The sequence below is a fragment of the Pseudomonas sp. T1.Ur genome, assembly GCF_023516725.1.
Classification (GTDB): domain Bacteria; phylum Pseudomonadota; class Gammaproteobacteria; order Pseudomonadales; family Pseudomonadaceae; genus Aquipseudomonas; species Aquipseudomonas alvandae.
Map to the genome: position 1 here is coordinate 3779448 of NZ_JAMGSN010000001.1, position 25177 is coordinate 3804624.

Consider the following 25177-nt stretch of genomic DNA (forward strand, 5'->3'; position numbering starts at 1 on the left):
CCCACGGCTGTTGCCAACCAGACTGGCGCAATACATGGCGGGTTTCCCACGAAATCAGTCCCATTGCGCCTGCCGCCGGTTTTGCATGGGCCGTCTAAGCTCTGAAGGTCGGTTTTGCCTTGGTTCACGGAGGATCACATATGCTGTTGTTGTGGATACTGGTTCTGGTCGTCGGGGTCGCCTGGCTGGCGCATCGTCGCACCGCCCCGCTACCGGCGCTGGGTATTGTCGCGGTCTACCTGCTGGCGATGGGGATTGCCAGCCATGCGCCCGGCTGGCTGATGCTCGTTCTCTGGCTGGTGCTCGCCGCCATTGCGACGCCGCTGCTGCTGCCGGACCTGCGCCGCAAATATTTCAGCGCGCCGATGTTCGACTGGTTCCAGAAGACCCTGCCCCCCATGTCTCAGACCGAGCGCGATGCCATCGACGCGGGCACGGTGTGGTGGGATGGCGAACTGTTCAGCGGCCGGCCGGACTGGGACCTGCTGCTGACCTATCCCAAGGTGCAACTGACCGAAGAAGAACAGGCATTCCTCGACGGCCCAACCGAAGCGCTCTGTGCGATGGTCAGCGATTGGCAGATCGGCCAGGCCATGGACCTGCCGCCAGAAGCTTGGGCACATATCAAGGAGCACGGTTTCTTCGCCCTGATCATTCCGAAGGAATACGGCGGCAAAGGGTTTTCCGCCTATGCCCATTCCCAGGTAGCCATGAAGCTGGCTACCCGCAGCGGTGACCTGGCTTCCACCGTGATGGTGCCCAACTCCCTCGGTCCGGCGGAACTGCTCCTGCATTACGGCACCGACGAACAACGCAACCACTACCTGCCGCGACTGGCCCGTGGCGATGACATCCCCTGCTTCGCACTGACCGGTCCATTGGCCGGTTCCGACGCCGGGGCGATGCCAGACACCGGGATCATCTGCAAGGGCGAATGGCAAGGCCAGGAAACCCTCGGCCTGCGCTTGAACTGGGAAAAACGCTACATCACCCTCGGGCCGGTCGCCACGCTCCTTGGCCTGGCCTTCAAGGCTTATGACCCGGACCACTTGCTCGGCGACGAAGAAGACCTGGGAATCAGTCTTGCGCTGATCCCCACCGATACGCCCGGCGTGAATATCGGTCGTCGCCACCTGCCCCTTGGCGCCGCCTTCATGAACGGACCGAACTGGGGCAAGGACGTCTTCATTCCACTGGATTTCCTCATCGGCGGCCAGGCCATGCTCGGCAAGGGCTGGATGATGCTGATGAACTGCCTGTCGGTCGGCCGCTCGATTTCCCTGCCGGCGGTCGGTACCGGCGCGGCGAAGTTCACCAGCCTGGTCACCGGCCAGTACACCCAGGTGCGTGAACAATTCAACGTGCCATTGTCGGCGTTCGAAGGCATCCAGGAAGCCATGGCGCGGATCGGTGGCAATGCCTGGCTGATGGACGCCGCGCGCATGCTGACCGCCAACGCGGTGGACCTCGGCGAAAAACCCTCGGTGCTGTCGGCGATCCTCAAATATCACCTGACCGAACGCGGCCGCGAATGCATCAGCCACGCCATGGATGTGCATGGCGGCAAGGGCATCATCATGGGGCCGAACAATTATCTTGGGCGCAGTTGGCAAGGCGCACCGATTTTCATCACCGTGGAAGGCGCGAATATCCTGTCGCGCAACTTGATGATCTTCGGCCAGGGCGCCATCCGCTGCCATCCGTTCGTCCTCAAGGAAATGGCCCTGGCCACCCGCGAAGACAAGGACCAGGCGTTGCTCGAATTCGACGGGTTGCTGCTCAAGCACATCGGTTTCGCCATCAGCAATGCGGCGAGCACGCTGGTCTTGAACCTGGGCCTCGGGCATTTCGACAACGTGCCGGGCAACGCCCTGAGCCAGGGCTATTTCCGCGCCCTCAACCGGCAGGCGGCAGCATTCGCCCTGCTGGCGGACCTGAGCATGATGTTGCTGGGCGGCGAACTCAAACGTCGCGAACGCTTGTCCGCGCGCCTGGGGGATGTGCTGAGCAACCTCTACCTGGCATCGGCCGCGCTCAAGCGCTACCACGACCTTGACTCACCGGATCATATGGCGCCGTTGTTCCAGTGGGCCATGGAAGAAAGCCTGGGCCAGTCGGAGCGCGCATTGGACGAACTGCTGGGCAACTTTCCCAATCGGGTGCTGGGCTGCCTGTTGCGCCTGGTGGTATTCCCCTTGGGTCGTCGGCACAAGGGGCCGAGCGACAGGCTCGATGCCGAGGTCGCGGCTGTTATCGGACGTTCCAAGGGCGACCCGACCCTGGAAGAGTTGCTGCAGGGCTGCTATCGCCCGCAATCAACCGACGATCCGGTGGGCGCGCTGCAACACGCTGCCGACCTGCTGGCCGCCGCCCATCCGCTGCAGAAAAAAATCCATGCCGCCCTCAAGCAGGGCCAGCTCGATCCGGCCCCCGGAGAACACCTCATCGAGGCAGCCCTGGAAGCAGGCGTGTTGCAAGCCGGTGAAGCACAGACCCTGCGGGCGGCGGAGGCGGCACGGCGCAAGGTCATCGACGTGGATGACTTCGACAAGGAAGCTTTGACGCTCGCCGAGGACAAAGTCCGGTGATCCAGGCGGCGATCTGATCACTAGGCTCTGTAGGAAATGTGTTTGCGCGAAGGCCAGACAAGGCGAAACGGGGCGAGGAAGCGCAGTGTACTGGAGTACATGAGCATTCCGAGCCCCGTTTCAATGCAGGATGGGCGAGTGCGGATACATTTCGTACAGGGCCTAGCATGTAAAAGCAGGCGCAGGCGCTTTATACTCCTGCGCCCGTTTTGCTCTTGAGGACTTATCTCGTGTCCAATGTCGTTGCCGATCACCTTGTCTTGCTTGACCACTTGCGCAGCATCCTGGTCGCCGTGGGTGAGGCCGAACAGGTTCCCGAAGAAAGCCATGCGCTGTTCCTGGAGCGCTTTGATGACCTGCGCGCGCAACTGCCCGTCGACCCGATCGAAAGCCAGTACCTGGGTCAGGATCTCCTGTGCCAGGTGATCGTCCGTTATCCCCAGATTGCCCACCTGGTCCCCCGCGACCTGCTGTGGTATTTCGCCGGTGATTGCCTGCACTACATGCCCGACGAAGAAATCAGTCTGTACCAGGCCCTGGAGGAGCGTCGTTTCGAAGCAGAACAAAACGACGAGCCCTTCGATTGGAACCAGGAAAAACAATTGCTGGCAATGTCGGATCAGGACAGCAAGCACTGAACGCGAAACAGCAATGCAAAGGCCCGCACGGTTTTAAACCCTGCGGGCTTTTTTGCGGCTTTTTGTTGATCGCGGCGCCTGGGATTTGTCCTGCTGAATGACAGCAAAAGACAGATTATTGACGCCCATCACCCCATGCTTTTCGCCCCCGTCACTTTTTAGACGTTTTTTTCACACGGTCCGTGGCGCTTTGCCATTGTTGAACTACTGTCAATCAGAAGCGAGGAGGGAACAGGCGAACCGATCCATAGCCGACCTGATTGGCAACCGTCATTCTGCTCGCCAGCCCGGTTATCAAGGGCGTTTCAAGATGTGCTGAGTACAGCGTGCCATCCAGTCAGGACGTCCAATGTGCCAGGCCAATTGCCGGCGACATTGAGTGATTTGATGAAAATGGGGGGGCAGCCCGGGCCCCATAAATGATCCGAGGCACTGGTTAGCCTAAGGACGGCCTGTCTGTCGAGGATCATTTTATGAGCTATCGTACCGTGCCCGCGTTGAAACACCTTGTTCATGGTTTGTTCTGGATGGGCCTCGGCCTGGATGCGGCTTACGCTGCGGCGGATAGTTGTTCCCAACTGGACAATTTGCCCGCCACCTTCGAGGTTGGCCAGGGCCTGCAGAACGAGCTGCGTATTCTTGCCCCCGTAACGAAGCTGGCGGTGGGCGATCCGAAAATCGCCGATGTACAACCCAGCGGCAACGATGCCTTCATTCTTACGGGCCTCATGCCCGGCGCCACCAGCCTGATGGTGTGGACGGCCTGTTCGAAAATTCCCCGTCAAAGCATGGTTTTCGTGACAGGCCGAGCCACCACCGCGCTGACCAGCGCAGCAAGCGTGCCGTCGGACGACCCGATGCTGCTCGCCCAAGTGCAGACCGACATCCGTTTCGTCGAAGTCAGCCGGACCAAACTCAAGGAGGCCTCGACCTCCATTCTCGGCACACGAGGCAATTTCCTGTTTGGCTCGCCGAGGACCTTGCCCACCGTCGGCGGTATCGTCCGGCCCTCCCTGCCGGTCAATAACGATATGTTCAACCTGTCGTTCGCCACCGGCAAGACGCTATTGATGATCAACGCCCTGGAAGGCAGCGGCTTCGCCTACACCCTGGCGCGGCCAAGCCTGGTGGCCCTCAGCGGGCAGAGCGCCAGCTTCCTGGCCGGCGGCGAAGTGCCGATTCCCGTGCCCAGTGCCGGCAGCGACAACGTGTCCATCGAGTACAAGGAGTTCGGTATCCGCCTGACCCTGACCCCCACCGTGATCGGCAAAAACCGCATCGCGTTGAAGGTCGCGCCCGAAGTCAGCGAACTGGATTTCACCAACGCCGTGAATATCGCCGGGACGCTGGTACCCGCCCTGACCGTGCGCCGCACCGATACCAGCATCGCTCTGGCCGATGGCGAAAGCTTCGTCATCAGCGGCCTGATCAGTACCCGCAACAGCTCACAAGTGAACAAGTTTCCCGGCTTGGGGGATATACCCATTCTCGGCGCATTCTTTCGTGATAACTCCATCAACCGCGAAGAACGCGAGCTGTTGATGATTGTCACCCCGCACCTGGTCCAACCGCTGGCCGCCGACGCGCAACTGCCCACTTTGCCGGGCGAGCAACTGCGCAATTACGACCCGAATTTCTACCGCATGTACTTCCTTGAACATGGCGAGTTCGATAACCGCAGCGGGCTGTCCCAATGAGCCGCTACGTGCAGTGCGAAGCGCCAGCCATTCAACCGGTTTCCAAGGGGCATGGGATGAAAGCGATAATCGCGGTAACGGCGACCTTGATGCTCGCCGGTTGTGCCAGCCATGGCACCGTGGCTTCAAGCGCGGCCAGTTGCGCCAAGCCCGGCGCCGACCAGGAACTGGCCCTGAACCTGGCCGATGACATGGCCAATGAAGGTCGTTTGTACGCCAGCCTGGCGAACCTCGAACGCTTGCCCGAAGACTTGGTCCAGGTGCGTTTGCGCAAGGCCCGGGTGCTACGCCTGATGGGACGCAGCGAAGCCGAGCCTTTGTACAAAAGCCTGCTTGGAACTTGTCTGGCTGCTGACGGGGAACATGGTCTTGGTCAATTGGCCGCTGCCAAGAATGACAACGCCAACGCCACGGAACACCTCGAACGCGCAGCAAAGATGGCGCCCACCGAAGGAAAAATCCGCAATGACCTGGGGGTTGTCTACCTCAATCAAAAGCGGATTCCCCAAGCCCGCTTCGAGTTCATGACGGCCATGGAACTGCAGCAGTCAAACACGTTGGCTGCGCTCAACATGGTGCCCCTGCTGATCTACCAGGACAACTGGAAGCAGGCGGCGGAACTGGCGAGCATGGCCAAGCTGAGCCCCCAACAGGTGGCGGATGCACAAGCCCGTGCGGAAAAAATCCGCGGCTCTGCCGGTAATGCAACGACCTCACAATCGAACCGCCTGACCGAGGTCGTCGATGCCTCTACCGGCGCGGTCAAGTAGCGCGTTTCGAGGAGTCCGAGAGATGAAGACCCAACAATTGTTGATCGTATGCCTGACTTGCCTGTCCACCTCCGCCTGGGCGATCGAACCCGGCCCGTCTTCGGCGGCGCAGCAAGGGACCGAGAGCTGGATGCAGTTGCAAATCCGTGGCGTGGTGGCCTCCACCAACCTGCAAACCGCCTCGGCCGCCGAACGCGAACTGGCCATGCAGCGCTGGCTCAACAGCTTTACTTACCCGATCCCGATGTTCTTCGACCAGGACATGGGAGGAGACGTCAGCAAGAGTGAGTGAAGCGTTGCAAGCCAAAAGACCGCAGCCTCCGACAACCCTATGCTTGATGTAGGCGTTGCCGGAGGCTGCGGTCTTTTGGCTTGAAGGCGCGGATTGAAGCAAGCCGGGTGGAAGCGAGCCTGCTTGCGAAGGCGGCATCACAGCCAACACCTGCGTTGACTGACCCACCGTTTTCGCGAGCAAGCTCGCTCCCACACTGGATCCGGGGCGGACATGCGGCACAGCATCAACACAAAACCCTGTGGGAGCGAGCTTGCTCGCGAAGGTGGTATCACAGCCAACATCTTCATTGACTGACCCACCGCTTTCGCGAGCAAGCTCGCTCCCACACTGGATCCGCGGCGGATATGCGGCACAGGCATCAACACAAACCCTGTGGGAGCGAGCTTGCTCGCGAAGGCGGAACCACAGCCAACACCTGCATTGACTGACCCACCGCTTTCGCGAGCAAGCTCGCTCCCACACTGGATCCGCGGCGGATATGCGGCACATGCAACAACACAAAACCCTGTGGGAGCGAGCTTGCTCGCGAAGGCGGAACCACAGCCAACACCTGCGTTGACTGACCCACCGCTTTCGCGAGCAAGCTCGCTCCCACACTGGATCCGGGGCGGACATGCGGCACATGCAACAACACAAAACCCTGTGGGAGCGAGCCTGCTCGCGAAGGCGGAACCACAGCCAACACCTGCGTTGACTGACCCACCGCTTTCGCGAGCAAGCTCGCTCCCACACTGGATCCGCGGCGGATATGCGGCACAGGCATCAACACAAACCCTGTGGGAGCGAGCTTGCTCGCGAAGGCGGAACCACAGCCAACACCTGCATTGACTGACCCACCGCTTTCGCGAGCAGGCTCGCTCCCATACTGGATCCGCGGCGGACATGCGGCACAGGCATCAACACAAAACCCTGTGGGAGCGAGCTTGCTCGCGAAGGCGGAACCACAGTCAACATCTTCATTGACTGACCCACCGCTTTCGCGAGCAAGCTCGCTCCCACACTGGATCCGGGGCGGACATGCGGCACAGGCAACAACACAAAACCCTGTGGGAGCGAGCTTGCTCGCGAAGGCGGTATCACAGCCAACACCTGCATTGACTGACCCACCGCTTTCGCGAGCAAGCTCGCTCCCACACTGGATCCGCGGCGGACATGCGGCACAGGCATCAACACAAAAACCTGTGGGAGCGAGCCTGCTCGCGAAGGCGGAACCACAGCCAACACCTGCGTTGACTGACCCACCGCTTTCGCGAGCAAGCTCGCTCCCACATTGGATCTGCGGCGGACATGCGGCACAGCATCAACACAAAACCCTGTGGGAGCGAGCTTGCTCGCGAAGGCGGAACCACAGTCAACATCTTCATTGACTGTCACACCGCTTTCGCGAGCAGGCTCGCTCCCACAGGGTATTCGGCAATCCGGCCTTGCTACATATTCCCGAAAGCCCTGAACACGCCGATCATGGCGGGGCCGATGGCGACCAGGAAGAAGCTTGGCCATAGGCAGAAGATCAGTGGGAAGATCAGTTTGGTGCCAATTTTGGCGCCCATTTCTTCAGCGGCCTGGGTACGCCGGTCGCGGAACTCATCGGCGTAGATGCGCAGGGTATCGGCCACGCTGGTGCCGAAACGGATACTTTGCGCCAACAGGCTGACCAAGCCCTGGATGTCCTCCAGGCCGGTGCGCACGGCCAGTTGCTTGAGCGCCTCGGTGCTGGTGATGCCCGCGCGGATCTGCGCGTTGACCAGCGCCAGCTCCTCGGCCAGCTCGACCTGGCTGACGGACATTTCTTCCGCCACCCGTTCGATGGTGGTTGGCAGGGCCAGGCCCGATTCGACGCAGACCACCATCAAGTCCAGCGCATCCGGAAATGCGGCCCGCAGCCGACCTTGCCGTGCGTTCTTGCGCTTGCCGACATAGAGCGCCGGCACCAGCCAACCAATACCCGCCATAAGGAGCACCGCCAGCAGGCCGATGGCCAGTGAGACCTTGACCATCGGCAGCAACAACAAGGCAACGCCGATCATCACCAGGGGCAGCATCAGGCGCACCGCCCAATACATCTGCACCGCCGAAGCGGATCGATAACCGGCATGGGTCAGCAACGTCTGGGTCGCGGACGTCTGGGCCGTGTCGGCCGAGGCGAAGCGCTGGCCGACCCGTTCCAGTAACAGTTGCAAGTTACCGGGCGCCTCCTGCCCCGCCGCGCCGCTGGCGTAACCGCGCTTGATCAACGCCAGCCGACGCTGCACCGGGTCTTGCAGGCCCAGCATCATCAACAGCACGGCACCGGCCGCCAACACCGTACTGACGCCAATCACGGTGACGAACAGCAGGCGCGCAAGCTCCTCGTTCCCGGTGAATCGACTGAACAACCCGAGCAAAAAGTCCATGACCGATACCTCTGGGCGCAACAGCGTTTAAACCTGGATCCGAATGATCTTCCGGATCCAGAAAATCCCCACCAACATGGCGCAGAACGCGCCGAAAATCAGCTTGTGGCCGATGGGGTCATTGACCAGTACCGGCATGTAACTGGGGCTGGTCACCACGATGGCGATCGCCAGCACGAAAGGAATCGCCACCAGCACCCAGGCGGACATGCGCCCTTCGGCCGACAGTGTCCGGACCTTGCGCTGGAAACGGAAACGCCCGCGAATCAACCGGCTCAGGCGTTCCAGCACTTCGGTCAGGTTCCCGCCGGTCTCGCGGTGGATCAGGATCGACGTCACCAGCATCATCACGGTCATGCTCGGCATGCGCTCCAGCAAGCCGAGCATGGCCCTGCGCACGTCGTTGCCATAGTTGATGTCGGAGAAGGTCATGCCGAATTCCTGGGCCACCGGCCCCTTATGCTCCTCGGCGACCAGGCGCAGGGTTTCGTTGAAGGGATGGCCGGCGCGCAAGGCCCGGCACATGGCGTCCAGGGCGTCCGGCAAACCTTCCTCGAACGCGGCAAAACGCTTGTTGCGATCGCGCAGGATTTTCAGCACCGGCAGCCAGGCCACGGCAAACGCCACCAACAGCGCGACCCACCAGATCGGCCAGACCATCAACACCAAGGCACCCACCGCCGCGCCAATGGCCAGGCCAAGCAACATCACCCGATAGGCGCGGTACTCATGGCCGGCCTGCTCGATCAACTGAGTCAGGTTGGCCATGAACGGCAGCTGTTCCAGCCGGGCTTCCAGGGGCGACAGGCGCGTCAGGTATTTCTGCCGCAGTACGGTCTGCATGTTTGGCAGGTGGTTGGCTTTCTCCAGGACGTGCAAGCGACCGCGAATGCGCTTGCGCATTTTCCCGGCCTCGCCGAACACCGGCACCACGACGCCCTGGGACAGCAGGAACACCGCAATGAATACCATGCCAAGGAAAATCAGGATGAATTCGCCCGGGATCCCTTTCATGACTGCCGGCCCTCCATCCATTCAGGCCGGAACATACTCAGTGGCAACTCGATGCCGCGCTTGGCCAATACATCGCGAAAGGCCGGGATCATGCCACTGGGTTTGTATTCACCGAGAACCTCGCCGTGCTCACCGATGCCGTGGCGCGCAAAGGAGAAGATTTCGGTCATGGTGATGACCTCCCCTTCCATGCCGTTGATCTCTTGCATGCTGGTGACGCGACGCTTGCCGTCTTCTTGACGCTCCAACTGGATCACCACATCGATGGCCGAGGCAATTTGTTGACGCATGGCCTTGATCGGAAAGGTCGCCCCGGTCATCGACACCATATTCTCGACACGACCCAACGCATCGCGGGCGGTGTTGGCGTGAATGGTGGTCAGCGAACCGTCGTGGCCGGTGTTCATCGCCGTGAGCATGTCCAGCGCTTCGGCGCCACGCACCTCGCCGATGACAATGCGGTCCGGGCGCATCCGCAGGCTGTTGCGCACCAGTTCGCGCTGGCTCACCTCGCCGCGCCCCTCGATGTTCGAGGGCCGGGTTTCCAGGCGCACCACGTGAGGTTGTTGCAGTTGCAGTTCGGCCGAATCCTCGATGGTGACGATCCGTTCGTTATGCGGGATGAAACTCGACAGCACGTTGAGCATGGTGGTCTTGCCGCTGCCGGTGCCGCCGGAGATCAACACGTTCAAGCGCCCGCGGACAATGGCCTTGAGCAGCAAGGCAATGGCCGGTGTCATGGTGCCCACCTGGATCAGGCTGTCGGTGTTGAGCAGGTCCACGGCAAAACGCCGGATCGACATGCTCGGGCCGTCGATGGCCAGCGGCGGGATGATCGCGTTGACCCGCGAACCGTCCTTGAGCCGGGCGTCCACCAACGGCGAGGACTCATCGATGCGCCGCCCCAGGCTGGAAACAATGCGGTCGATGATGTTCAGCAAATGCTGGTCATCCCGGAAGCGCACGTCGGTGCGTTGCAGCTTGCCGAAGCGTTCGACATAGACCGAGGCGAAACCGTTGACCAGGATGTCGGACACGCTGTGGTCGGCCAGCAGCGGTTCCAACGGGCCAAGCCCCAACACTTCATCGGTGATCTGCTTGATGATCAACTGCCGGCTGACTGTACTCACCGGCGCCGAATGTTCTTCAAGCAAGCGCTGGCAAATATCGCGGATCTGCCGCGTGGCCTCGGCTTGTTCGAGGGCATCGAGCAAGGACAGGTCCATCACCTTGAGCAACTGCTGATAGATCTTTTCTCGCCACTCGGCTTCCACCGGCGTGACCTGGGTGCGGGTTTCATAAGGCACATCGGGAACGGCGTGCTCCCAGGCCATCAACTCTTCGGCCGAATCTGGCTGGCCGTCACCCTGTTGGGCGGCCATTGAAGCACCGGTTTTGCCGGGCTGTTTGCGCAAGCGGTTGCGGAAGTCGCTGATCATGGGTCATCCCCCGAAGAAACGGTTGAAGGCGCGTTTGAGCAGGCCTTTGCCTGCCGCCATCTGGTGACCGACCAGGTCTTCGGTCAAATCGCGCAACGCGGCGGTGATGGCCGCCTTTGGCGCATGCAGCCCCAATGGCACACCAGTGTTCTGACTCTGGCTGACCAGGTTGAAGTCATTGGGCAGTTTCGAAATGTTCGGGCAACGCAGGGCCTCGCCGATGTCCTTGAGACTGACTGCGGCGGTCTTGTCGTAGCGGTTGACCACGATTTGCAACTGGTCGCCGCGTACGCCGAGGTCTTCGCGAAGGATCCGCACCAGGGCGCTGGCGTCACGCAGGTGGCTGACGCTCTGTTGCACCACCACGTAGACCCGGTCCACCTGCTCAAGGACCGAACCAGTCAGGTGATCGATCTGCCGGGGCAAGTCCACCACCACCCAGTCGTAGCTGGTGCGGGCCAGTTGCAAGAGCGCGTCGAGCTGTTCCGGCTGGGCATCCTGGGGCAGGCACAATTCGCCGGCGCGGCCACCCAGCACGTGCAGGCTCGGACTGAAGTGGCTGCAAAAGCCTCGCAATGCCACGCTGTCCATGTCCTCGACTTGTTGCAGCACTTCCAGGTGGCTGTGGGACTGCGCCACGTCCAGGTAATGGGTCACGCTGCCGAACTGCAGGTCCATGTCCAGCAACAAGGTATTGCCTGAGCGGGCGCTGAGTTGCTGGGCCAGGTTGCACGCCACCAGCGTGCCGCCGGAACCGCCCTTGGCGCTGATCACCGCGATCAACTTGCCTTCGTTCCCATTGCCGAGGCGTACTTCCGCCACCAGGCGATTCAGGGCCGCCACCAGTTCGGTATCGGCGAAAGGTTCGGGCAGCACGTCTCGCGCACCGGCCTGCATCGCCAGGCGCATGCCTTCCTGCTCGCCCAACAAACCGCACACCAGCATCGGCGGGCGTTCATGGGCCGGACGCTGCAGCAGCGCCGACAGCTCCTCGCGCCACAGATGGCTGACCCGCAACAGCAGCAGATCGGGCATCCGGTCGAGGCCGTAGAGCGGATCGACATGGCCGTTGCTGACCAGGCGCGTGCTCACTTCAAGGCCGGGCATGCGCTGGCAGACGCACTGCAGGTCGCGCAGGGACGCTGCATCGCGGCTGCTGATCAATATGCGCAGCCCGACCTTGCCGGTGGCGCTTGTGAGCGGAGTTTCCCGGGTGTTCAGCATGGTGTGATCTCCCCTGAATCGGAATGACGCCCTAGGCTTTCGCGTGGCAAGGTTGCCCTGAAGGTGGGCAAGGTAATGGGCACGCCCAGTCCGGGAATGAACAGGTTGAAAACGAAATTCTGCAGGCTCAGCCGGACGTAGCGGATGGCCCGGAAGCCCGTACTGCCAGAGGTATCGCCGGGGTTGGCCACCACCGCTCCGTCGACGTCCAGGTAAGTCAGCACCAGGTTCGAGGTGGCCAGGCTGCTGATCAGTTGGCTGGTGCCTGAATCCGTCGCGGCATTGAAAATCGCCCGGCGCAGGATCACCGGATCGCTGATGTTGCACACCGCCGCCAGGCGCGCTCCACGCCGCGCGGCTTCATCCAGGGCGTTGACGGTGAAATACAACCGGCCCATTTCCAGCACACCGAACAGCAGGGTGAACACCAGCAGGCCAACGAAGGCGAACTCGACGATATAGGTGCCCTGCATCTGCTTGCGATTCATCACAGCGCCCTCATGACGGTGGTCGCCACCAGCGGGATGCCCAGCGCAATGGCGCTGCCGAAAAAGCCGGGGATCGATCCGCTGCAACTGCCCGCGCCAATCACCGGGCAGAAGGTGTAGGTGATGGTGACGCGCACATGGCTGGTGCCCTCCGCGACAACCTGTACGTTCGCCGTGGTCAGGCCCGACACCACGGCAGTCCCGGACGCGCTGGGCACGCCATACACCGCGACGTTTTTCGTCTGGGTCTGCAGCGTGCTGCTCAGGGAAACCGCGCCAAGGGTGGAATTCCAGGCCTGGCTGGCGACGAAGCGGTCGGCATCGCGGCTGGCCTGCAACAGCACATTGTATTGGTACAGCATGCGACCGAACTCGCCGAAGGCGAGCAACAGCAGCAGCAACACCGGCAGTACCAGGGTGAACTCCACCAGCGCGACGCCTTGCTGGGCCCGGGGTGATTTGAACGGGGCAAGTTTCATGACGCCTCCTACGAGTCTGTGCTCGGCGTGCCGCTGCCATTGATGTAGGTTTTGTAGAGCTGGATGATCTGCGGACCGGCGTCGCTGCTGGGTGTCGGGCCAGGCACGTTGTCACCTTCGCATTCGTGGACGAACTGGCCGAAGATCTGCGACTGGGTACCGCCGCCGTTCATGGGCTGCACGACGAAATAGCAGCCGAAACCCAACACGGGAATGGTGCTTGAGCCGCCCTGTTTGCCGGTGCAGTTGCCCACCACGATCTTCAGCATCCGGCGCTCGAAGACGCCGTTGCTTTGGCAGCCACTGCCGCTCCCGCCCACGCAGGCGGCGACCTGCGTGCGCCAATCGTTGTAGTCCGCTATCGCCTCGCCGCCCGCCGAAAGATCGCCGCCACTCGATGTGACGGGCTGGCCTTTGTATTGAGCCTGGGAGAGCGTGTCGTTGTAGACCATCGCTGGCGAGCTCGAAGAGGTGACCAGGTCCGGTGGATAGTTGGAAGCACTGACCGGGCCGTTGTAGATGCCAAAGCGTGTGTTCAAGCCTTGGGACGCCGGGCCGACCGTGTTGCCGGGGGAAGTCTGGACATTGTCCCCGACCGCACGGCAGACCGAACCGCCACCCGCCAGGTCCTCACGCACCGAACTGCCGCCGGAACCGAAATCGAGGAGTTGGAAATTGCCCGGCCCGATGGGGGAGGTGTTTCCCGCTGCGGTCTTGAGCACCACCAGGTCGCCGAAGTGATAGCTCCAGAAATTCCCGGCGGAGGGGTCATATTGGCCAGGATCGCCACAGACCATCAGCGGCGCGACGTCACAAGGCGACGTGGGGCTAGGGCCGGCGGTGGCGATGGCCGCCACGGCTTTGTTGCCCAGGCTGCCGCTGCCCATCGATTGGACGAAGCTCCAGAAAAAACCATTGAGTTGATAGTTGGCCACCGACACCCGCACGTACTTGGCGTCGCTGGGGCCGGGGTATGAGAATGGGCCGTAGACGCTGCTGGACAATTCAACCACGGCAAACGTGCCCGGATTGCCAGCGACGGCGGTGGCCAGTTCCGTGTTGCCCGCGGCGCCGGCATTTCTGCTCAGCGTGTCGAGGGCCGCCGTGCGGGTCGTGCTGGCCATGTTCATGCTGCCTTTCACCTGGCTCAGGGTCTTGGCGCCCCCCAGGGCCGCGGCATCCACCGCGTTTTGCAGGCGGGTCTTGTTCAGCAGCATATGCCCGCCGTCCAGGGCCAACGCCGCCGTCATGGCGATGGCCGCCATGGCGATCACCATCAGTACACTCACCGCCCCTCCCTGGCGTCGTGGCAGCGTCAACGGCTGCCGGATCTTGGCATTCATCATCGAGCCCTCATCTACAACGTTGAGGATCGGTATCGCCCTGCCCTATGGGGCCTGGCACGGGGAAGTCATTCAGCGGACATTGATGACGCTGCTTTCAACGCCACGGATCAGCGTGATCGCGCCGCCCTGGGGCTTGGCACTGCGTTGCACCATTGGCCTTGGCACCGGGGCAGCGGCCACCGCCATGACCGGCGCAGGGGCTGGCGGCGCGACGGCCACGGCTTTTTTCTCCAGGTTCAGGGGGTTGCGAAGGGCCAGTTGCAGCTTGCCCTCGGTCTGCGCGGTGACCAGCAGTTCCGCCTCGCTGGCGGACATCTCCAGTGTCACGGCCCGCACCACCACCGGTTGTGTCTTGTCCGTGCCCGCGGTCTGGTCCACCGCCAGCACCCGAAGATTTTCGAGGAGGGTTCGAGACGTCGCGTTGTTGCTGCCGGCGTTGGTGGTCTTGGTCGCCAGCACATCGACCCGGTTGCCCGGCAACAGGAATCCGCCGACGCCGACCACATCATCCACGCGCACCGATATCGCCCGTTTGTCCGGCGCGATCAGCGAGGCCAGGGTGCTGCCGCCCAGGTGCTCGCTCAAACGGGCACCGCGCACGATGTCGCCGCGCAGGATGTCGAACGTGGCGATCTTGCCCACGGCCTTGTCGCTGCTGTCGAACGCATCGTCTGGAATGGTGTCCATGGGCATGCGCACGGTCGTGACCTGCTGGGCCTCGACCATTTGCCCGAAGGGAATTTCCACCGTCGCAACCACGACGCTTCGCAAGTGATCATCGGGGGTCGCGTTGAGTCGCGCGCTCAGCCAGGAGTCAGCCATCCATGCGGCACCAAGGCCCATTACCAGGGAAACGCCTATCAGCGGAAGCGTACGAGAGCTCATGTCGGTATCTCCAGATCAAAGGAAGTCGAGCTGAACGAAGTAGTTGTGCCAGGCCCATTCCAGCTCTTGCGGCAACAGGGGCCCGGAACCGCCCAGGTAACGCTGGCGGTCGAGCGCCATGTTCAACAGATCGCGGGGATGGCAAGGCACCAGCGGCATGCCTTCGCTTGCATACAGCCGCTGTAGCACATAGCGCACCAGCAGCGGGTCATACGGGATGCCCAGGCGTTCGCACTCCTGGCGCCAGATGCGCTCGTATTCGTCGGGCTTGAGATAACCGAACTGGACCTTGTAGCCAATGCGCCGCAGGAAGGCCTCATCCGCCAGTTCGAGGGGATTGAGGTTGGTGGAAAACACCAGCACCAGGTCGAACGGCAGCTCGCAATGGCGCCCGCCGCCCAGGTTGATGAAGTCGCGTTTTTCTTCCATCGGCACGATCCAGCGATTGAGCAGCTCGGCCGGGGCCATGCGCTGGCGCCCCATGTCGTCGATGATGAACAGACCGTTGCTGGCCTTGAGTTGCAGGGCCGCCTGGTATTGCCGGGTAAACGGGTCGTAGCGCACGTCCAGCTGTTCCATGCTCAGCTCGCCGCCGGTGATGACGATCGGGCGTTTGCAGCACAACAGTCGACGGTCGATGCCTTCGTTGAGCATCAGGTTGTTCGTTTGGCTGCTGTCATCCAGGCGTTGATGCACCTGCGGGTCGTAGATCTCGATCACCGATTCGTTGATCACAATCGCATGAGGCACCCAGATGGCCTCGGCGAACAACCGGATCAACCGGCTGCTGACGTAGGTTTTGCCGGTGCCCGCCGGGCCGTAGATCATGATCGCCCGGCCGGAGTTGAGCGCGACGCCGAGTTGATCGAGCATGCCTTGGCTGAGCACCATGCCGGCCAGGGCCTGGTTCATGTCCTTGGCGGTGATGCGGCCGTGGTGGATGGTCTGGATCTTGATCAGCGAGCGGTAGGTGCTGACCGGAAACGGCGCGGCGCCGATGTAGCCGCTGCGAGCCAAGGCGTCGCGGGCGGAACTGCGGCCGCGCTCCGTGAGGCCATAGCGCAGCGTTTGTCCACCCGACTGGCCCATCTGGCCAAGGACTTCGACCCGCCCGTCCTTGCGCAGGAACGCCAGCACTTCTTCGAGCACCGCGCCGGTCAGGGCCAGGCGTTCCACCAGCCGCGTCATGTCCAGCACGCCGGCGTCATGCAGGTGTTTGCACACCAGTTCGCCGAGGAAGCTGTCAGTCAGGCCGGTGTCGCGAATCGAGCTCGGTTGAGGCGCCAGGCGTTGCACGGCTTCCCGTTCGCTGGGGTAGGCATCGCTATCGTTGATGACGTGCATGACTAGACTCCCCAGCCACCGGCAACCAACTGCCAGTAAACGCTGTTCAAAGTGCCGATCAGGATCGCAATCGAGTAAGGAAAGGGTTTGCCGGCCACTTCATCCGACGCCGGCGCCAGATAAGCCTGGGCGCGGACGCTCAACCAGTAGCGCTGCAAGGTCTGGAGCAACTGGCCGCGGGCCAGGACAATCAGGAAACCGCACACACCGCCGGCGATCAGGCTGAACAGCGCCGCCCACAGTGCGTAATGAAAGGGCAGGAAACTGCCGACCATGGTCATCAGCTTGACGTCACCAGCGGCCATGCCACCTACGGCGTACATGGGCAGGAACAGCGCGAAACAGATCAGCATGCCCAACAGGCCGTCGCCCAGGCCGCCGATCCCGCCGGTATAGACCTGGCTGGCCAATCCCAGGGCCAGGCCCAACAGGACCAGCGTGTTGGGGATGCGGTGGCGACGCAAATCGCTCACCACCGCCACGCCCAGCAGTCCTAGCAGCAGTACCGTCGACATCAGCAATTCCATGGACATGATGCGTCTCCCTAAGGGTGGTTATGGTTAGCAGGCAGCGCCTTTAACCGCGGCACAGAGGGCAGTGATTCGAGTGTTCACCTCACCGCCCAAGAGAACGAACATCGCGGCAACCGCCACCGTTACCAGCCCACCGGCCACCGCGTATTCCACAATGGTCAGGCCGTCTTCATCATTTAAGAACTTGGCTATCGAAGTTCTGACTGTTTGAAGTTTCATCTTATTTACCTCACTTCAGCGGTAATAAAACGACTTGCGGAAAACAACGCGAAGCCCACTAAGCAGGTACTGCACAGCTTTATCGAATAAAGCTGAAACCGGCGCCTCGATGGGCCTCACCCCTAACGGTCATCAGCAGGCAGCGCCCTTGACGGCGGCGCACAGTGCGGTAATCCGGGTGTTCACGGCGCCGCCCAGCAAAACGAACATCGCGGCCACGGCCACGGTGATCAACCCGCCGGCAACGGCGTATTCCACAATGGTCAGGCCGTCTTCATCTTTGGCGAACTTCAGTACCGAAGCCTTGATAGTTTGAAGAGTCATTTCGCACACCTCATCGGGGTTGTTTTCAAAGAGGCAGTACATTTCGAACTGCCTGATGCAACCCTAGTCAGGAGGCCGGTATTGTCGTTAGGAGGATTTTGCACATCGCTAGGATTTTTTTGCGCCAGCCGCGAAATTGTCCAGGCAGACAATTCCCTCGCGTTTTGGACCGCAGGTACGGCGCCTACAGAGACCCGGCACTAAAGGATGAGCGGCTTATAAAAATTAATTCGGCAAACTGATAGCACATTGGCAATACTGCTAGCTAACGGGCAGGAAGAACCACCGAGTAGTCGTCCTATGGCGTCGAATCTGACTGGCAAGCCAAAGCTGTTATGGTTTGATCTGACTCATGATCATTCCACCCAGGAACTCATCAGCCAGTTCGAGCAAGCGTGCGACTGCGCCGTGGCGAAAAACGCCTTGCTGCTCAGTGGCGTGCAGGCCGACATGATCTGCATCCATTTCGATCGCCCGGATACGCAGGGCCTGAGGCGGTTGCTGGACATCAAGCGCACGGTGCCGGCCATCCCCATCACCATGTTCACCGTGCAACACTCCGAAGAACTGGCCGTCTGGGCCATGCGTTCGAGCGTCTGGGAATACATGGTGCTTCCCCTGGCAGCCACCGAGCGCAAGCGTTACCTGACCGCAGTGACGCAGTTGTGCGAGTTGCGCCGCCAGGCCGGCAGCCGTGGCTCGACCTCGCAGATCGATCACTCCCCGACCCTGCCGGACAGCATCCGCCTGACCTCCGGGCACCAGAAACACCAGGCCCTCAGCCACATCATGCTGTACATCGACCAGCACTTTCGCGACAGCATCGACCAGCGCGACCTCGCCAAGCGTTGCGGCATGACCACGTTTCGCTTCAGCCGGGTGTTCAAGGAGGCCAACGGGCTGGGCTTTACCGATTACGTATTGAACAAGCGCATGAGCTTTGCCAAGGACTTGCTCGACAACAGCCAGATGCCCATCACCAGCATCGGCTACGAGGCCGGTTTCAAGGACCCTTCCTATTTCGCCCGCGCCTTCAAGCAGTACGCCAACTGCACGCCCAGCGAATACCGGCTTGCATACCAGGTGCGCTGCTCGAACCTTGCTCCGCCGCCTGCCGATGAGGAGGCGCTGGAAAGCCTGGTGCACAGCCTGGAGGGCTAAAGGTTTTTTACGCGCATAAAAAAACGCCGCTCGAATGAGCGGCGTTTTCTTGAATTTGGAGCGGGAAACGAGACTCGAACTCGCGACCCCGACCTTGGCAAGGTCGTGCTCTACCAACTGAGCTATTCCCGCAAATGGCGTCCCCTAGGGGACTCGAACCCCTGTTACCGCCGTGAAAGGGCGGTGTCCTAGGCCACTAGACGAAGGGGACACACTAACTGAAACACATGGTGTGTATTTCAGTGCCCAAATCCGCATCCGAAGATGTCGGCTCTGGCTTCACTCAGCCCTGCCCGAAAGCAACGCTGTTTAAAATTGGAGCGGGAAACGAGACTCGAACTCGCGACCCCGACCTTGGCAAGGTCGTGCTCTACCAACTGAGCTATTCCCGCATTGGCGTCCCCTAGGGGACTCGAACCCCTGTTACCGCCGTGAAAGGGCGGTGTCCTAGGCCACTAGACGAAGGGGACACACGTACAACATTCACTGCTTATCGCGTTTGGCTGAGTGCTTTACGCTGTAAGTGGCGCGCATTCTATGGATGGATTGGAGGGTCGTCAACCCCCAGATATAAATTTATTTAAATCAATGACTTCCCCCGATTTGGGGGGATCTGCGGATTTTACCCGTCCGGTCCTTGGCGTCTATATTCTGTCGCCCGCCAAGACGTTATAGTCTCGGCGGGCAAATAGTGGCAATGTGCATCCATGGCGCTGCACGCCCATAAACAGCATGACGCCCGTCTAATCGCGCGGCGTGGAACTATGCGCATAAAAGCCAAGCCACTACACTCATGACATGCGTACCCCAATAAAGAGGTCTTACCGGTGACACCACTCATGATCACCCTGCTCGTCGTAGCCGGGATCGCACTGTTGATCGCCATTGGCTACATGAACCATGTGGTGGAAAACAACAAGCTGGAAAAGGCCCGCACCAAGGTTGAACTCAACGACCGCCTGCGTCGTTGTGGCGAGCTCACCGAAACCTTCCCTGGCCAGTTGATGACCCCGGCCCTGAAGTTGCTGATGACGCGCCTTGAGCTCAACGTCTGCCAGCGCTTGCTCAATCTCGACAAGTCCAACGCCGCCGTCAAGGCACGCCTGGACGAACTGTCTGCGCTGGCCGCCCAGGGTGAGTCGATTCCGGTCAACAACCCGCCGGCACCGATCCAGACCGAAGCCAAGGCCAAGGACGTGCGGTTCCTGCTCGAGGCCTTGCACGGCCAGATCACCCGCGCCGCCCAGGACGGGTTCCTGCCGCCTAACGAGGCCAAGCGCTGGATTCGCGAAGTGCGACATCTCCTGGTGTTGCTGCACATCGAGTTCTTCAACAACCTCGGCCAGCAGGCCTTGCAGCAGGAACAGCCCGGGCAGGCTCGCCTGGCGTTCGAGCGTGGCGTGCAGTATCTGCGCAAGCAGCAGGAGCCGCAGGTTTATGCCGAGCAGTTGGCTTATCTCGAGAAGCTTCTGGCTCGGGCCAATGCCCAGGTCCTGGCCAGCACCCAGCCTGTGGAGGGTGAGGTGAACCAGTTGACTGAAGGGTTGAAGGAAGACGAAGCGAACGATGAGTGGAAGAAGAAGAAGGTTTACGACTGAGTTGGGTTTGGGTTTTGCGTGAATATCCGTTTCTTCGGTAATGGCTAGCGGCGGTTCCGCTCTTCCAGCGGGTCACTTTTGAAGCGCATCCGGGCCGACCGGGTTCCGGGTGCGCACCGCACATCCCCAGTGGGAGCGAGCCTGCTCGCGAAGGCGCTATGGCAGTCGATGAAGAGGCTGAGTGTACTGACCTCTTCGCGAGCAGGCTCGCTCCCACATGGATCTCTGCACACTCCTCCTCCAATGTGGGCGGGCTTGCTCGCGATAGCAGCAACCCAGCCATTCACAACCTGAAATGCCCCACCATCCCTTTCAACTCAACGCCCAACTGCGCCAATTCAATGCTGGACGCGGCATTGCCTTGCATGGCCACGGACGATTGATCCGCACTGGCGCGGATGCTGGTGACACTGCGGTTGATTTCTTCAGCCACTGAGCTCTGTTGTTCGGCGGCCGCTGCGATTTGCTGGTTCATTTGTTGGATCAATGACACGGCCGCCGCGATGCTGCCCAGTGCGCTTTCGGTCTGCAGCGCATCGCTGACGGCCATTTTCACCAGTTCGCCACTGGCCTGGATTTGCTGTACGGAGGTCTGGGCCGCTGAACGCAGCGCACTCACCAGTCGCTCGATTTCTTCGGTGGACTGTTGCGTGCGTCTCGCCAAGGCGCGGACTTCATCGGCCACTACTGCAAATCCCCTGCCCTGCTCACCTGCCCGAGCCGCCTCGATCGCGGCGTTGAGGGCGAGCAGGTTGGTTTGCTCGGCCACGCTCTTGATCACGCTCAAGACAGTGCCGATGTTCTGTATTTCGGCGCTCAGGCTCTCGATGCTGGTGCTGGCCGATGTGGCCGAGTCGGCCAGTTGCTCGATGCGCACCATGCTCTGGCGCACCACTTGCTGACCCGTTTCGACCTTGTCGTCGGCCGTCTGGGCCGCTTGCGCCGCCTCTTCGGCATTGCGGGCCACGTCGTGCACCGTAGCGGTCATCTGGTTCATTGCCGTGGCAACCTGCTCGGTTTCCTCTTTCTGGCTGCTGACTTCCAAGTTGGTCTGCTCAGTCACGGACGACAGTGACTGGGCCGAACTGGCCAACTGCTCGATGCCCGCCTGCAAACCGCTGACGATGCTGCTCAAGCCCGCTCCCATCTGTTGCATCGCGAGCATCAGTTGCCCAATCTCGTCCCGACGTGTCACGTCGACTTTCGCGCTCAGGTCCCCGGCGGCAATTTGCTGGGCGACGCGGATGACACTGCGCAACGGCGAGACGATCAACCGGGTGATGACCCAGGCTGCAACCAGCCCCACCAGCAGGGCCAGGGCCGACGAGCCGATGATCATCAACGAGTTTTTCTTCAGCTCCGCCTGCATGGCGGCGTCTTCGGAGGTGTACGCCTGATCAACCCGCGCCACGACTTGGTCGGCGCGCTCGTGCAATTGTTGGTAGACGATCTTTTCCTTGGCCAAAAGGCCGGTGTATTCGGCCAGTTGCTGGTTGAAGCCCCCGATGTGTCCGGCCACTTCGTTGAGCACGGTCTGGTAGCCGGGATCCTTGACGGCGCCCTTGAGCGCTTCAGCCAGTTTCATGGCCTGCTCGGCCTGTTCGATATTGCCTTGCCCGGCCGCCTCGTCATTGCCCTTGCGACTCTGGTCCAGGCGAACCCGCGCTTCGTTCATCGACTGCAGCATGAGTCGCGACACTTCGCTGACCTGGTTGGCCTGCTCGATGAATTCAGCCCCCTCCTTGCCCTCGGAGTCCTTCAAGGTATAGGCGCCGTCATCCGCTAGCCCGGCCTGCAACACGTCCAGGTTGTTGGCGACACTGGAAACCGACCAACTGGCCATCTCCAGCGCCAGGTCCTTGCTCTGGCTCAGCTCGACGAACTCATCGAATGCCTTGCGGTAGGCCGCCAGGGCCAGATCGACGTCATTCATCACCGGCACATTCGCCGCCGACTGGCCCTTGAGTTCGTTCGCCAACGCAATCAACCCATCGACGCCTTGACGCAACGCATCGGCTGTCTTGGGGTCGGAACGCGAGGCGTATTCCTGCTCCAGCAGGCGAACCTTGAGCAGCCCGCTGTTGAGGGACGACATCCGCTTCAGGCCATCGAAGCGATAACTGATGGTCTGCAGGGACCAGACGCCAATGGCCGCCACCACTGCGGTGAGCAGCAGCACCAGGACAAACCCGATACCCAGTTTCTTTGCCATACCGAGGTTGGCAAAACGTCCTTGCACGGCCGAAATCATTGCGCCAGTCCTCTGCCAGTGTGTGTTGATTGCAGATTCGCAACGAGACGCCCCGCAACACAAGATGCTGGCGTCGGAATAATGGCAAAAAGCTACAGCCGCGTCGTTTTCAGGACACTTGAGGTCGATCCAGAGCCGTAGCGCGGAAGAACGCCAGGGCTTTGGGATCACTGGCGTAGGCCACGTTGATCCTCAGCCAGTCAGTGTCCAGGCCCAGAGGGCTGAATGCGGTGCGCGACGACAGCCGGATGCCGCACCGCTCTGCCAAGCGCTGCAACCCAGCATAGTCACGCAACGGCGGACGTGCCCAGATGAAAAGCCCGCCGGCCGGCTTACCGAAAACGCTCCAGTCGGCATCCTCCAGCGCCTGCAGCGTCACCGTCATGTCAGTACTCAGACGTTGGCGCTGACGCTGGACCAGTTTGCGATAGGCGCCATTGGCCAGAAGATTGGCCAATACCGATTCACAGAAGCGCGAGGCGCCCATGCTGGTGACTTCCTTGACTTCGCTCAGGCGCGCGATGATGGGCGGCGGCGCGACCACGAAACCGACTCGCAGCGAGCTGCTCAGGGTCTTCGAAAAACTGCCCAAATAAATCACGTCGGCGTCCAGCGCCGCCAGCCGGGGTCGTGTTGGACTCTGGAAATCCGCATAGACATCGTCTTCGATGACGAGCAACGCATGCTCTTTCGCCAGCTCCATCAGCCGCTGGGCCACGGTCGGAGCCAGGTTGCTGCCGGTTGGGTTATGGCAGGCACTGTTGACGAAAAGAGCACAGGGGCGATGAGTCGTCAGCAGACACTGGAAAGCATCGACGTCGGGGCCCCGTGGCGTCCTGGGCAATTCGACCATCTCAATCCTGTGCAGCCTGAGCAGGTCGAACAGTTTTGAATAACCGGGGCTCTCCACCACGACACAGCATCCCGGCGGCAACAGTGTCCGCACGATCAAGTCCAGCCCATGGGTCGCCCCCGAGGTGGTCAGGATCCGGTTTTCATCAGCCTCGATATCGAACTGCTTAAGCCGCCTGGACAGTTGCTGACGCAGTGCCGGCAACCCGAGGGCGGTACTGTAGTTGAACAAACCCGCCATGTCGGTTCGGCTAACCTGCCGGATCGCATACCCCAGATCGTCGCTCTCTCGCCAACTTTCGGGCAGCCCGCCACAGCCCAGCTTCAGCTCCCGCTGCGAACCTTCTGCCGCGTCGGGATCGAAAAGGGCGCCTTGCAGCCCGCCGCTTCCGGCGGCCCCGTGCCTGGGTGGAAGAGCGGCGGCGACGAAAAAGCTCGAACCGTTACGAGACGCCAGCAACCCCTGGGCGACCAAGCGCTGACACGCTTCGTGGACACTGGCCTGGCTAAGCAGGTTTTCCCGCGCCAACTGCCGGACCGATGGCAGGCGCGTCCCCGGTTGCACCGTGTCCTGTCGAACCCAACTGACCAGGGCATCGACGATTTGCTGCACGACAGGCACGAGGGCCTGCCGGTCGATTCTCAGCTCCATGAGTAATCCAGCTCCTAAGCATTTATTTTGGATCCGAAGCAGTTAAGCACAGGCCGACGCCGGGCGGTGTAAGACAACCCTGTAAAAATGCCCCATTCTCATTCCTTGAAATACATTGACGGCCCAAACAGGGAACCTTCCAGACGCGAAAGAAAAAAAGCCCGCAGTCAATGCGGGCTTCGTCCTGCAAATATCGTAACCGCTACCGTCAGAACGCCGTCACGCCGCCATCCACCGCCAACGAATGCCCAGTGGTGAACGCCGCGCCATCGCTGCACAAATACAGCACCGCACTGGCGATTTCCTCAACCTTGCCGATACGCCCAACCGGGTGCATTGCGTTGGCGAAATCGGCTTTTTTCGGGTCCGCTTCATAGGCCCGACGGAACATATCGGTGTCGATCACTGCCGGACACACTGCGTTCACGCGGATTTTCTTCTTGGCATATTCGATGGCCGCCGACTTTGTCAGGCCGATCACCGCATGCTTGGACGCTGCGTAGATGCTCATCTTCGGTGCCGCCCCAAGCCCCGCCACCGAAGCCGTGTTGACGATGGCACCTCCGCCCTGGGCCAACAACAATGGCAGCTGGTACTTCATGCACAGCCATACCCCTTTGACGTTGACCCCCATGATCGCGTCGAACTCATCAAGGGTGCCGTCCGGCAGCTTGCCCTTCTCGATCTCGATGCCCGCATTGTTGAAGGCGTAATCAAGGCGCCCGTACGCATTGATCACTTCACTCATCAGGTTTTGCACGTCACCGTCGAGCGTCACGTTGCAGCGCACGAACATGGCGTCGCCACCCGCCTCGCGAATCGACTGGACCGTACCCTCGCCGCCCGCCACGTCCAGGTCGGCAACGACGACCTTGAGCCCTTGCGCTGCGAACGCCTGGGCCGTGGCGCGGCCAATACCCGCCGCGCCGCCCGTCACCACGGCAACCTCCCCGGAAAACGTCATGCTCATTGTCACTGCCTCGAAGA

General features: G+C 61.3%; 22 protein-coding genes, 4 tRNA genes and 1 pseudogene. 7 read left to right on the forward strand and 20 right to left on the reverse strand.

Features of this window, described 5'->3' with window-relative positions; translation table 11 throughout:
* The first annotated feature begins 140 nt into the window (after positions 1-140).
* The 5 genes from M8Q45_RS16785 (at position 141) to M8Q45_RS16805 (ending at position 5985) form a co-directional block, all read left to right on the forward strand.
* Positions 141-2588 (forward strand): acyl-CoA dehydrogenase, encoded by a 2448-nt coding sequence (locus tag M8Q45_RS16785; protein WP_249875664.1) that lies wholly within the window; start codon positions 141-143, stop codon positions 2586-2588.
* Between the two features lie 230 nt (positions 2589-2818).
* The gene (locus tag M8Q45_RS16790; RefSeq protein ID WP_030137683.1) at positions 2819-3226 is read left to right on the forward strand and encodes a PA2817 family protein; all 408 of its coding nucleotides are present in this window, start codon (positions 2819-2821) and stop codon (positions 3224-3226) included.
* 473 nt (positions 3227-3699) lie between these two features.
* The gene (locus M8Q45_RS16795; protein ID WP_249875665.1) at positions 3700-4923 is read left to right on the forward strand and encodes a type II and III secretion system protein family protein; all 1224 of its coding nucleotides are present in this window, start codon (positions 3700-3702) and stop codon (positions 4921-4923) included.
* Positions 4924-4979: 56 nt separating this feature from the next.
* Positions 4980-5693 (forward strand): tetratricopeptide repeat protein, encoded by a 714-nt coding sequence (locus tag M8Q45_RS16800; RefSeq protein ID WP_249875666.1) that lies wholly within the window; start codon positions 4980-4982, stop codon positions 5691-5693.
* A gap of 22 nt (positions 5694-5715) precedes the next feature.
* Positions 5716-5985 carry a DUF3613 domain-containing protein gene (locus M8Q45_RS16805; RefSeq protein WP_249875667.1) on the forward strand — a complete coding sequence of 90 codons (270 nt, stop codon included), beginning with the start codon at positions 5716-5718 and terminating at the stop codon, positions 5983-5985.
* Between the two features lie 1430 nt (positions 5986-7415).
* On the opposite strand, the gene M8Q45_RS16815 is transcribed toward M8Q45_RS16805, so the two are convergent.
* The 12 genes from M8Q45_RS16815 to M8Q45_RS16870 form a co-directional block, all read right to left on the reverse strand.
* A complete protein-coding gene (locus M8Q45_RS16815) occupies positions 7416-8381 on the reverse strand; it encodes a type II secretion system F family protein (RefSeq protein WP_249875668.1) in 966 nt (321 codons plus the stop codon).
* Positions 8382-8408: 27 nt separating this feature from the next.
* Entirely contained in the window at positions 8409-9395 is a 987-nt protein-coding gene (locus tag M8Q45_RS16820) for a type II secretion system F family protein (protein WP_249875669.1), read from the reverse strand.
* Positions 9392-10834, reverse strand: coding sequence for a TadA family conjugal transfer-associated ATPase (locus tag M8Q45_RS16825; RefSeq protein WP_249875670.1), 1443 nt, complete (start codon positions 10832-10834; stop codon positions 9392-9394). The genes M8Q45_RS16820 and M8Q45_RS16825 overlap by 4 nt, the downstream gene beginning before the upstream one ends.
* A 3-nt stretch (positions 10835-10837) precedes the next feature.
* On the reverse strand, positions 10838-12058 hold the full coding sequence (locus M8Q45_RS16830) for an AAA family ATPase (RefSeq protein WP_249875671.1): 1221 nt from the start codon (positions 12056-12058) through the stop codon (positions 10838-10840).
* On the reverse strand, positions 12052-12546 hold the full coding sequence (locus M8Q45_RS16835; RefSeq protein WP_249875672.1) for a TadE family protein: 495 nt from the start codon (positions 12544-12546) through the stop codon (positions 12052-12054). Before M8Q45_RS16835 ends, M8Q45_RS16830 begins: the two co-directional genes overlap by 7 nt.
* Entirely contained in the window at positions 12546-13025 is a 480-nt protein-coding gene (locus tag M8Q45_RS16840; protein ID WP_030138423.1) for a TadE/TadG family type IV pilus assembly protein, read from the reverse strand. Before M8Q45_RS16840 ends, M8Q45_RS16835 begins: the two co-directional genes overlap by 1 nt.
* 8 nt (positions 13026-13033) lie before the next feature.
* A complete protein-coding gene (locus M8Q45_RS16845; protein ID WP_249875673.1) occupies positions 13034-14371 on the reverse strand; it encodes a Tad domain-containing protein in 1338 nt (445 codons plus the stop codon).
* Positions 14372-14440: 69 nt separating this feature from the next.
* A complete protein-coding gene (cpaB, locus tag M8Q45_RS16850) occupies positions 14441-15256 on the reverse strand; it encodes a Flp pilus assembly protein CpaB (RefSeq protein ID WP_249875674.1) in 816 nt (271 codons plus the stop codon).
* Positions 15257-15271: 15 nt separating this feature from the next.
* A complete protein-coding gene (locus tag M8Q45_RS16855; protein ID WP_198798365.1) occupies positions 15272-16600 on the reverse strand; it encodes a DUF8689 domain-containing protein in 1329 nt (442 codons plus the stop codon).
* A gap of 2 nt (positions 16601-16602) precedes the next feature.
* A complete protein-coding gene (locus M8Q45_RS16860) occupies positions 16603-17133 on the reverse strand; it encodes an A24 family peptidase (protein ID WP_249875675.1) in 531 nt (176 codons plus the stop codon).
* Positions 17134-17160: 27 nt separating this feature from the next.
* Positions 17161-17352, reverse strand: a complete 192-nt coding sequence (locus tag M8Q45_RS16865; protein WP_030138368.1) for a Flp family type IVb pilin — start codon at positions 17350-17352, stop codon at positions 17161-17163.
* A 132-nt stretch (positions 17353-17484) separates the two neighbouring features.
* Positions 17485-17676 carry a Flp family type IVb pilin gene (locus M8Q45_RS16870; protein WP_030138367.1) on the reverse strand — a complete coding sequence of 64 codons (192 nt, stop codon included), beginning with the start codon at positions 17674-17676 and terminating at the stop codon, positions 17485-17487.
* A gap of 300 nt (positions 17677-17976) precedes the next feature.
* Between M8Q45_RS16870 and M8Q45_RS16875 the strand changes: the two genes are divergently transcribed.
* Entirely contained in the window at positions 17977-18837 is an 861-nt protein-coding gene (locus M8Q45_RS16875) for a response regulator transcription factor (RefSeq protein ID WP_249875676.1), read from the forward strand.
* A 56-nt stretch (positions 18838-18893) separates the two neighbouring features.
* Here the strand turns inward: M8Q45_RS16875 and M8Q45_RS16880 are convergent.
* The 4 genes from M8Q45_RS16880 to M8Q45_RS16895 all read right to left on the reverse strand — a co-directional run bounded on the left by M8Q45_RS16880 (position 18894) and on the right by M8Q45_RS16895 (position 19307).
* Positions 18894-18969: transfer RNA gene (locus M8Q45_RS16880), tRNA-Gly, on the reverse strand.
* A 3-nt stretch (positions 18970-18972) separates the two neighbouring features.
* Positions 18973-19048, reverse strand: a tRNA-Glu gene (locus M8Q45_RS16885).
* Between the two features lie 105 nt (positions 19049-19153).
* Positions 19154-19229, reverse strand: a tRNA-Gly gene (locus M8Q45_RS16890).
* Between the two features lie 2 nt (positions 19230-19231).
* A tRNA-Glu gene (locus M8Q45_RS16895) sits at positions 19232-19307 on the reverse strand.
* A 369-nt stretch (positions 19308-19676) separates the two neighbouring features.
* Here M8Q45_RS16895 and M8Q45_RS16900 point away from each other — a divergent pair.
* Positions 19677-20435: a hypothetical protein gene (locus M8Q45_RS16900; RefSeq protein ID WP_030138365.1), complete on the forward strand. Its 759-nt coding sequence runs from the start codon at positions 19677-19679 to the stop codon at positions 20433-20435.
* Between the two features lie 283 nt (positions 20436-20718).
* On the opposite strand, the gene M8Q45_RS28655 is transcribed toward M8Q45_RS16900, so the two are convergent.
* The 4 genes and pseudogenes from M8Q45_RS28655 to M8Q45_RS16915 form a co-directional block, all read right to left on the reverse strand.
* Positions 20719-21600 carry a methyl-accepting chemotaxis protein gene (locus M8Q45_RS28655; RefSeq protein ID WP_431147395.1) on the reverse strand — a complete coding sequence of 294 codons (882 nt, stop codon included), beginning with the start codon at positions 21598-21600 and terminating at the stop codon, positions 20719-20721.
* 27 nt (positions 21601-21627) lie between these two features.
* A pseudogene (locus tag M8Q45_RS28660) lies at positions 21628-22686 on the reverse strand (HAMP domain-containing protein); the annotation flags it as partial.
* 109 nt (positions 22687-22795) lie between these two features.
* The gene (locus tag M8Q45_RS16910) at positions 22796-24190 is read right to left on the reverse strand and encodes an aminotransferase-like domain-containing protein (protein WP_249875678.1); all 1395 of its coding nucleotides are present in this window, start codon (positions 24188-24190) and stop codon (positions 22796-22798) included.
* A gap of 208 nt (positions 24191-24398) precedes the next feature.
* On the reverse strand, positions 24399-25160 hold the full coding sequence (locus M8Q45_RS16915; RefSeq protein WP_249875679.1) for an SDR family oxidoreductase: 762 nt from the start codon (positions 25158-25160) through the stop codon (positions 24399-24401).
* Positions 25161-25177: the final 17 nt, after the last annotated feature.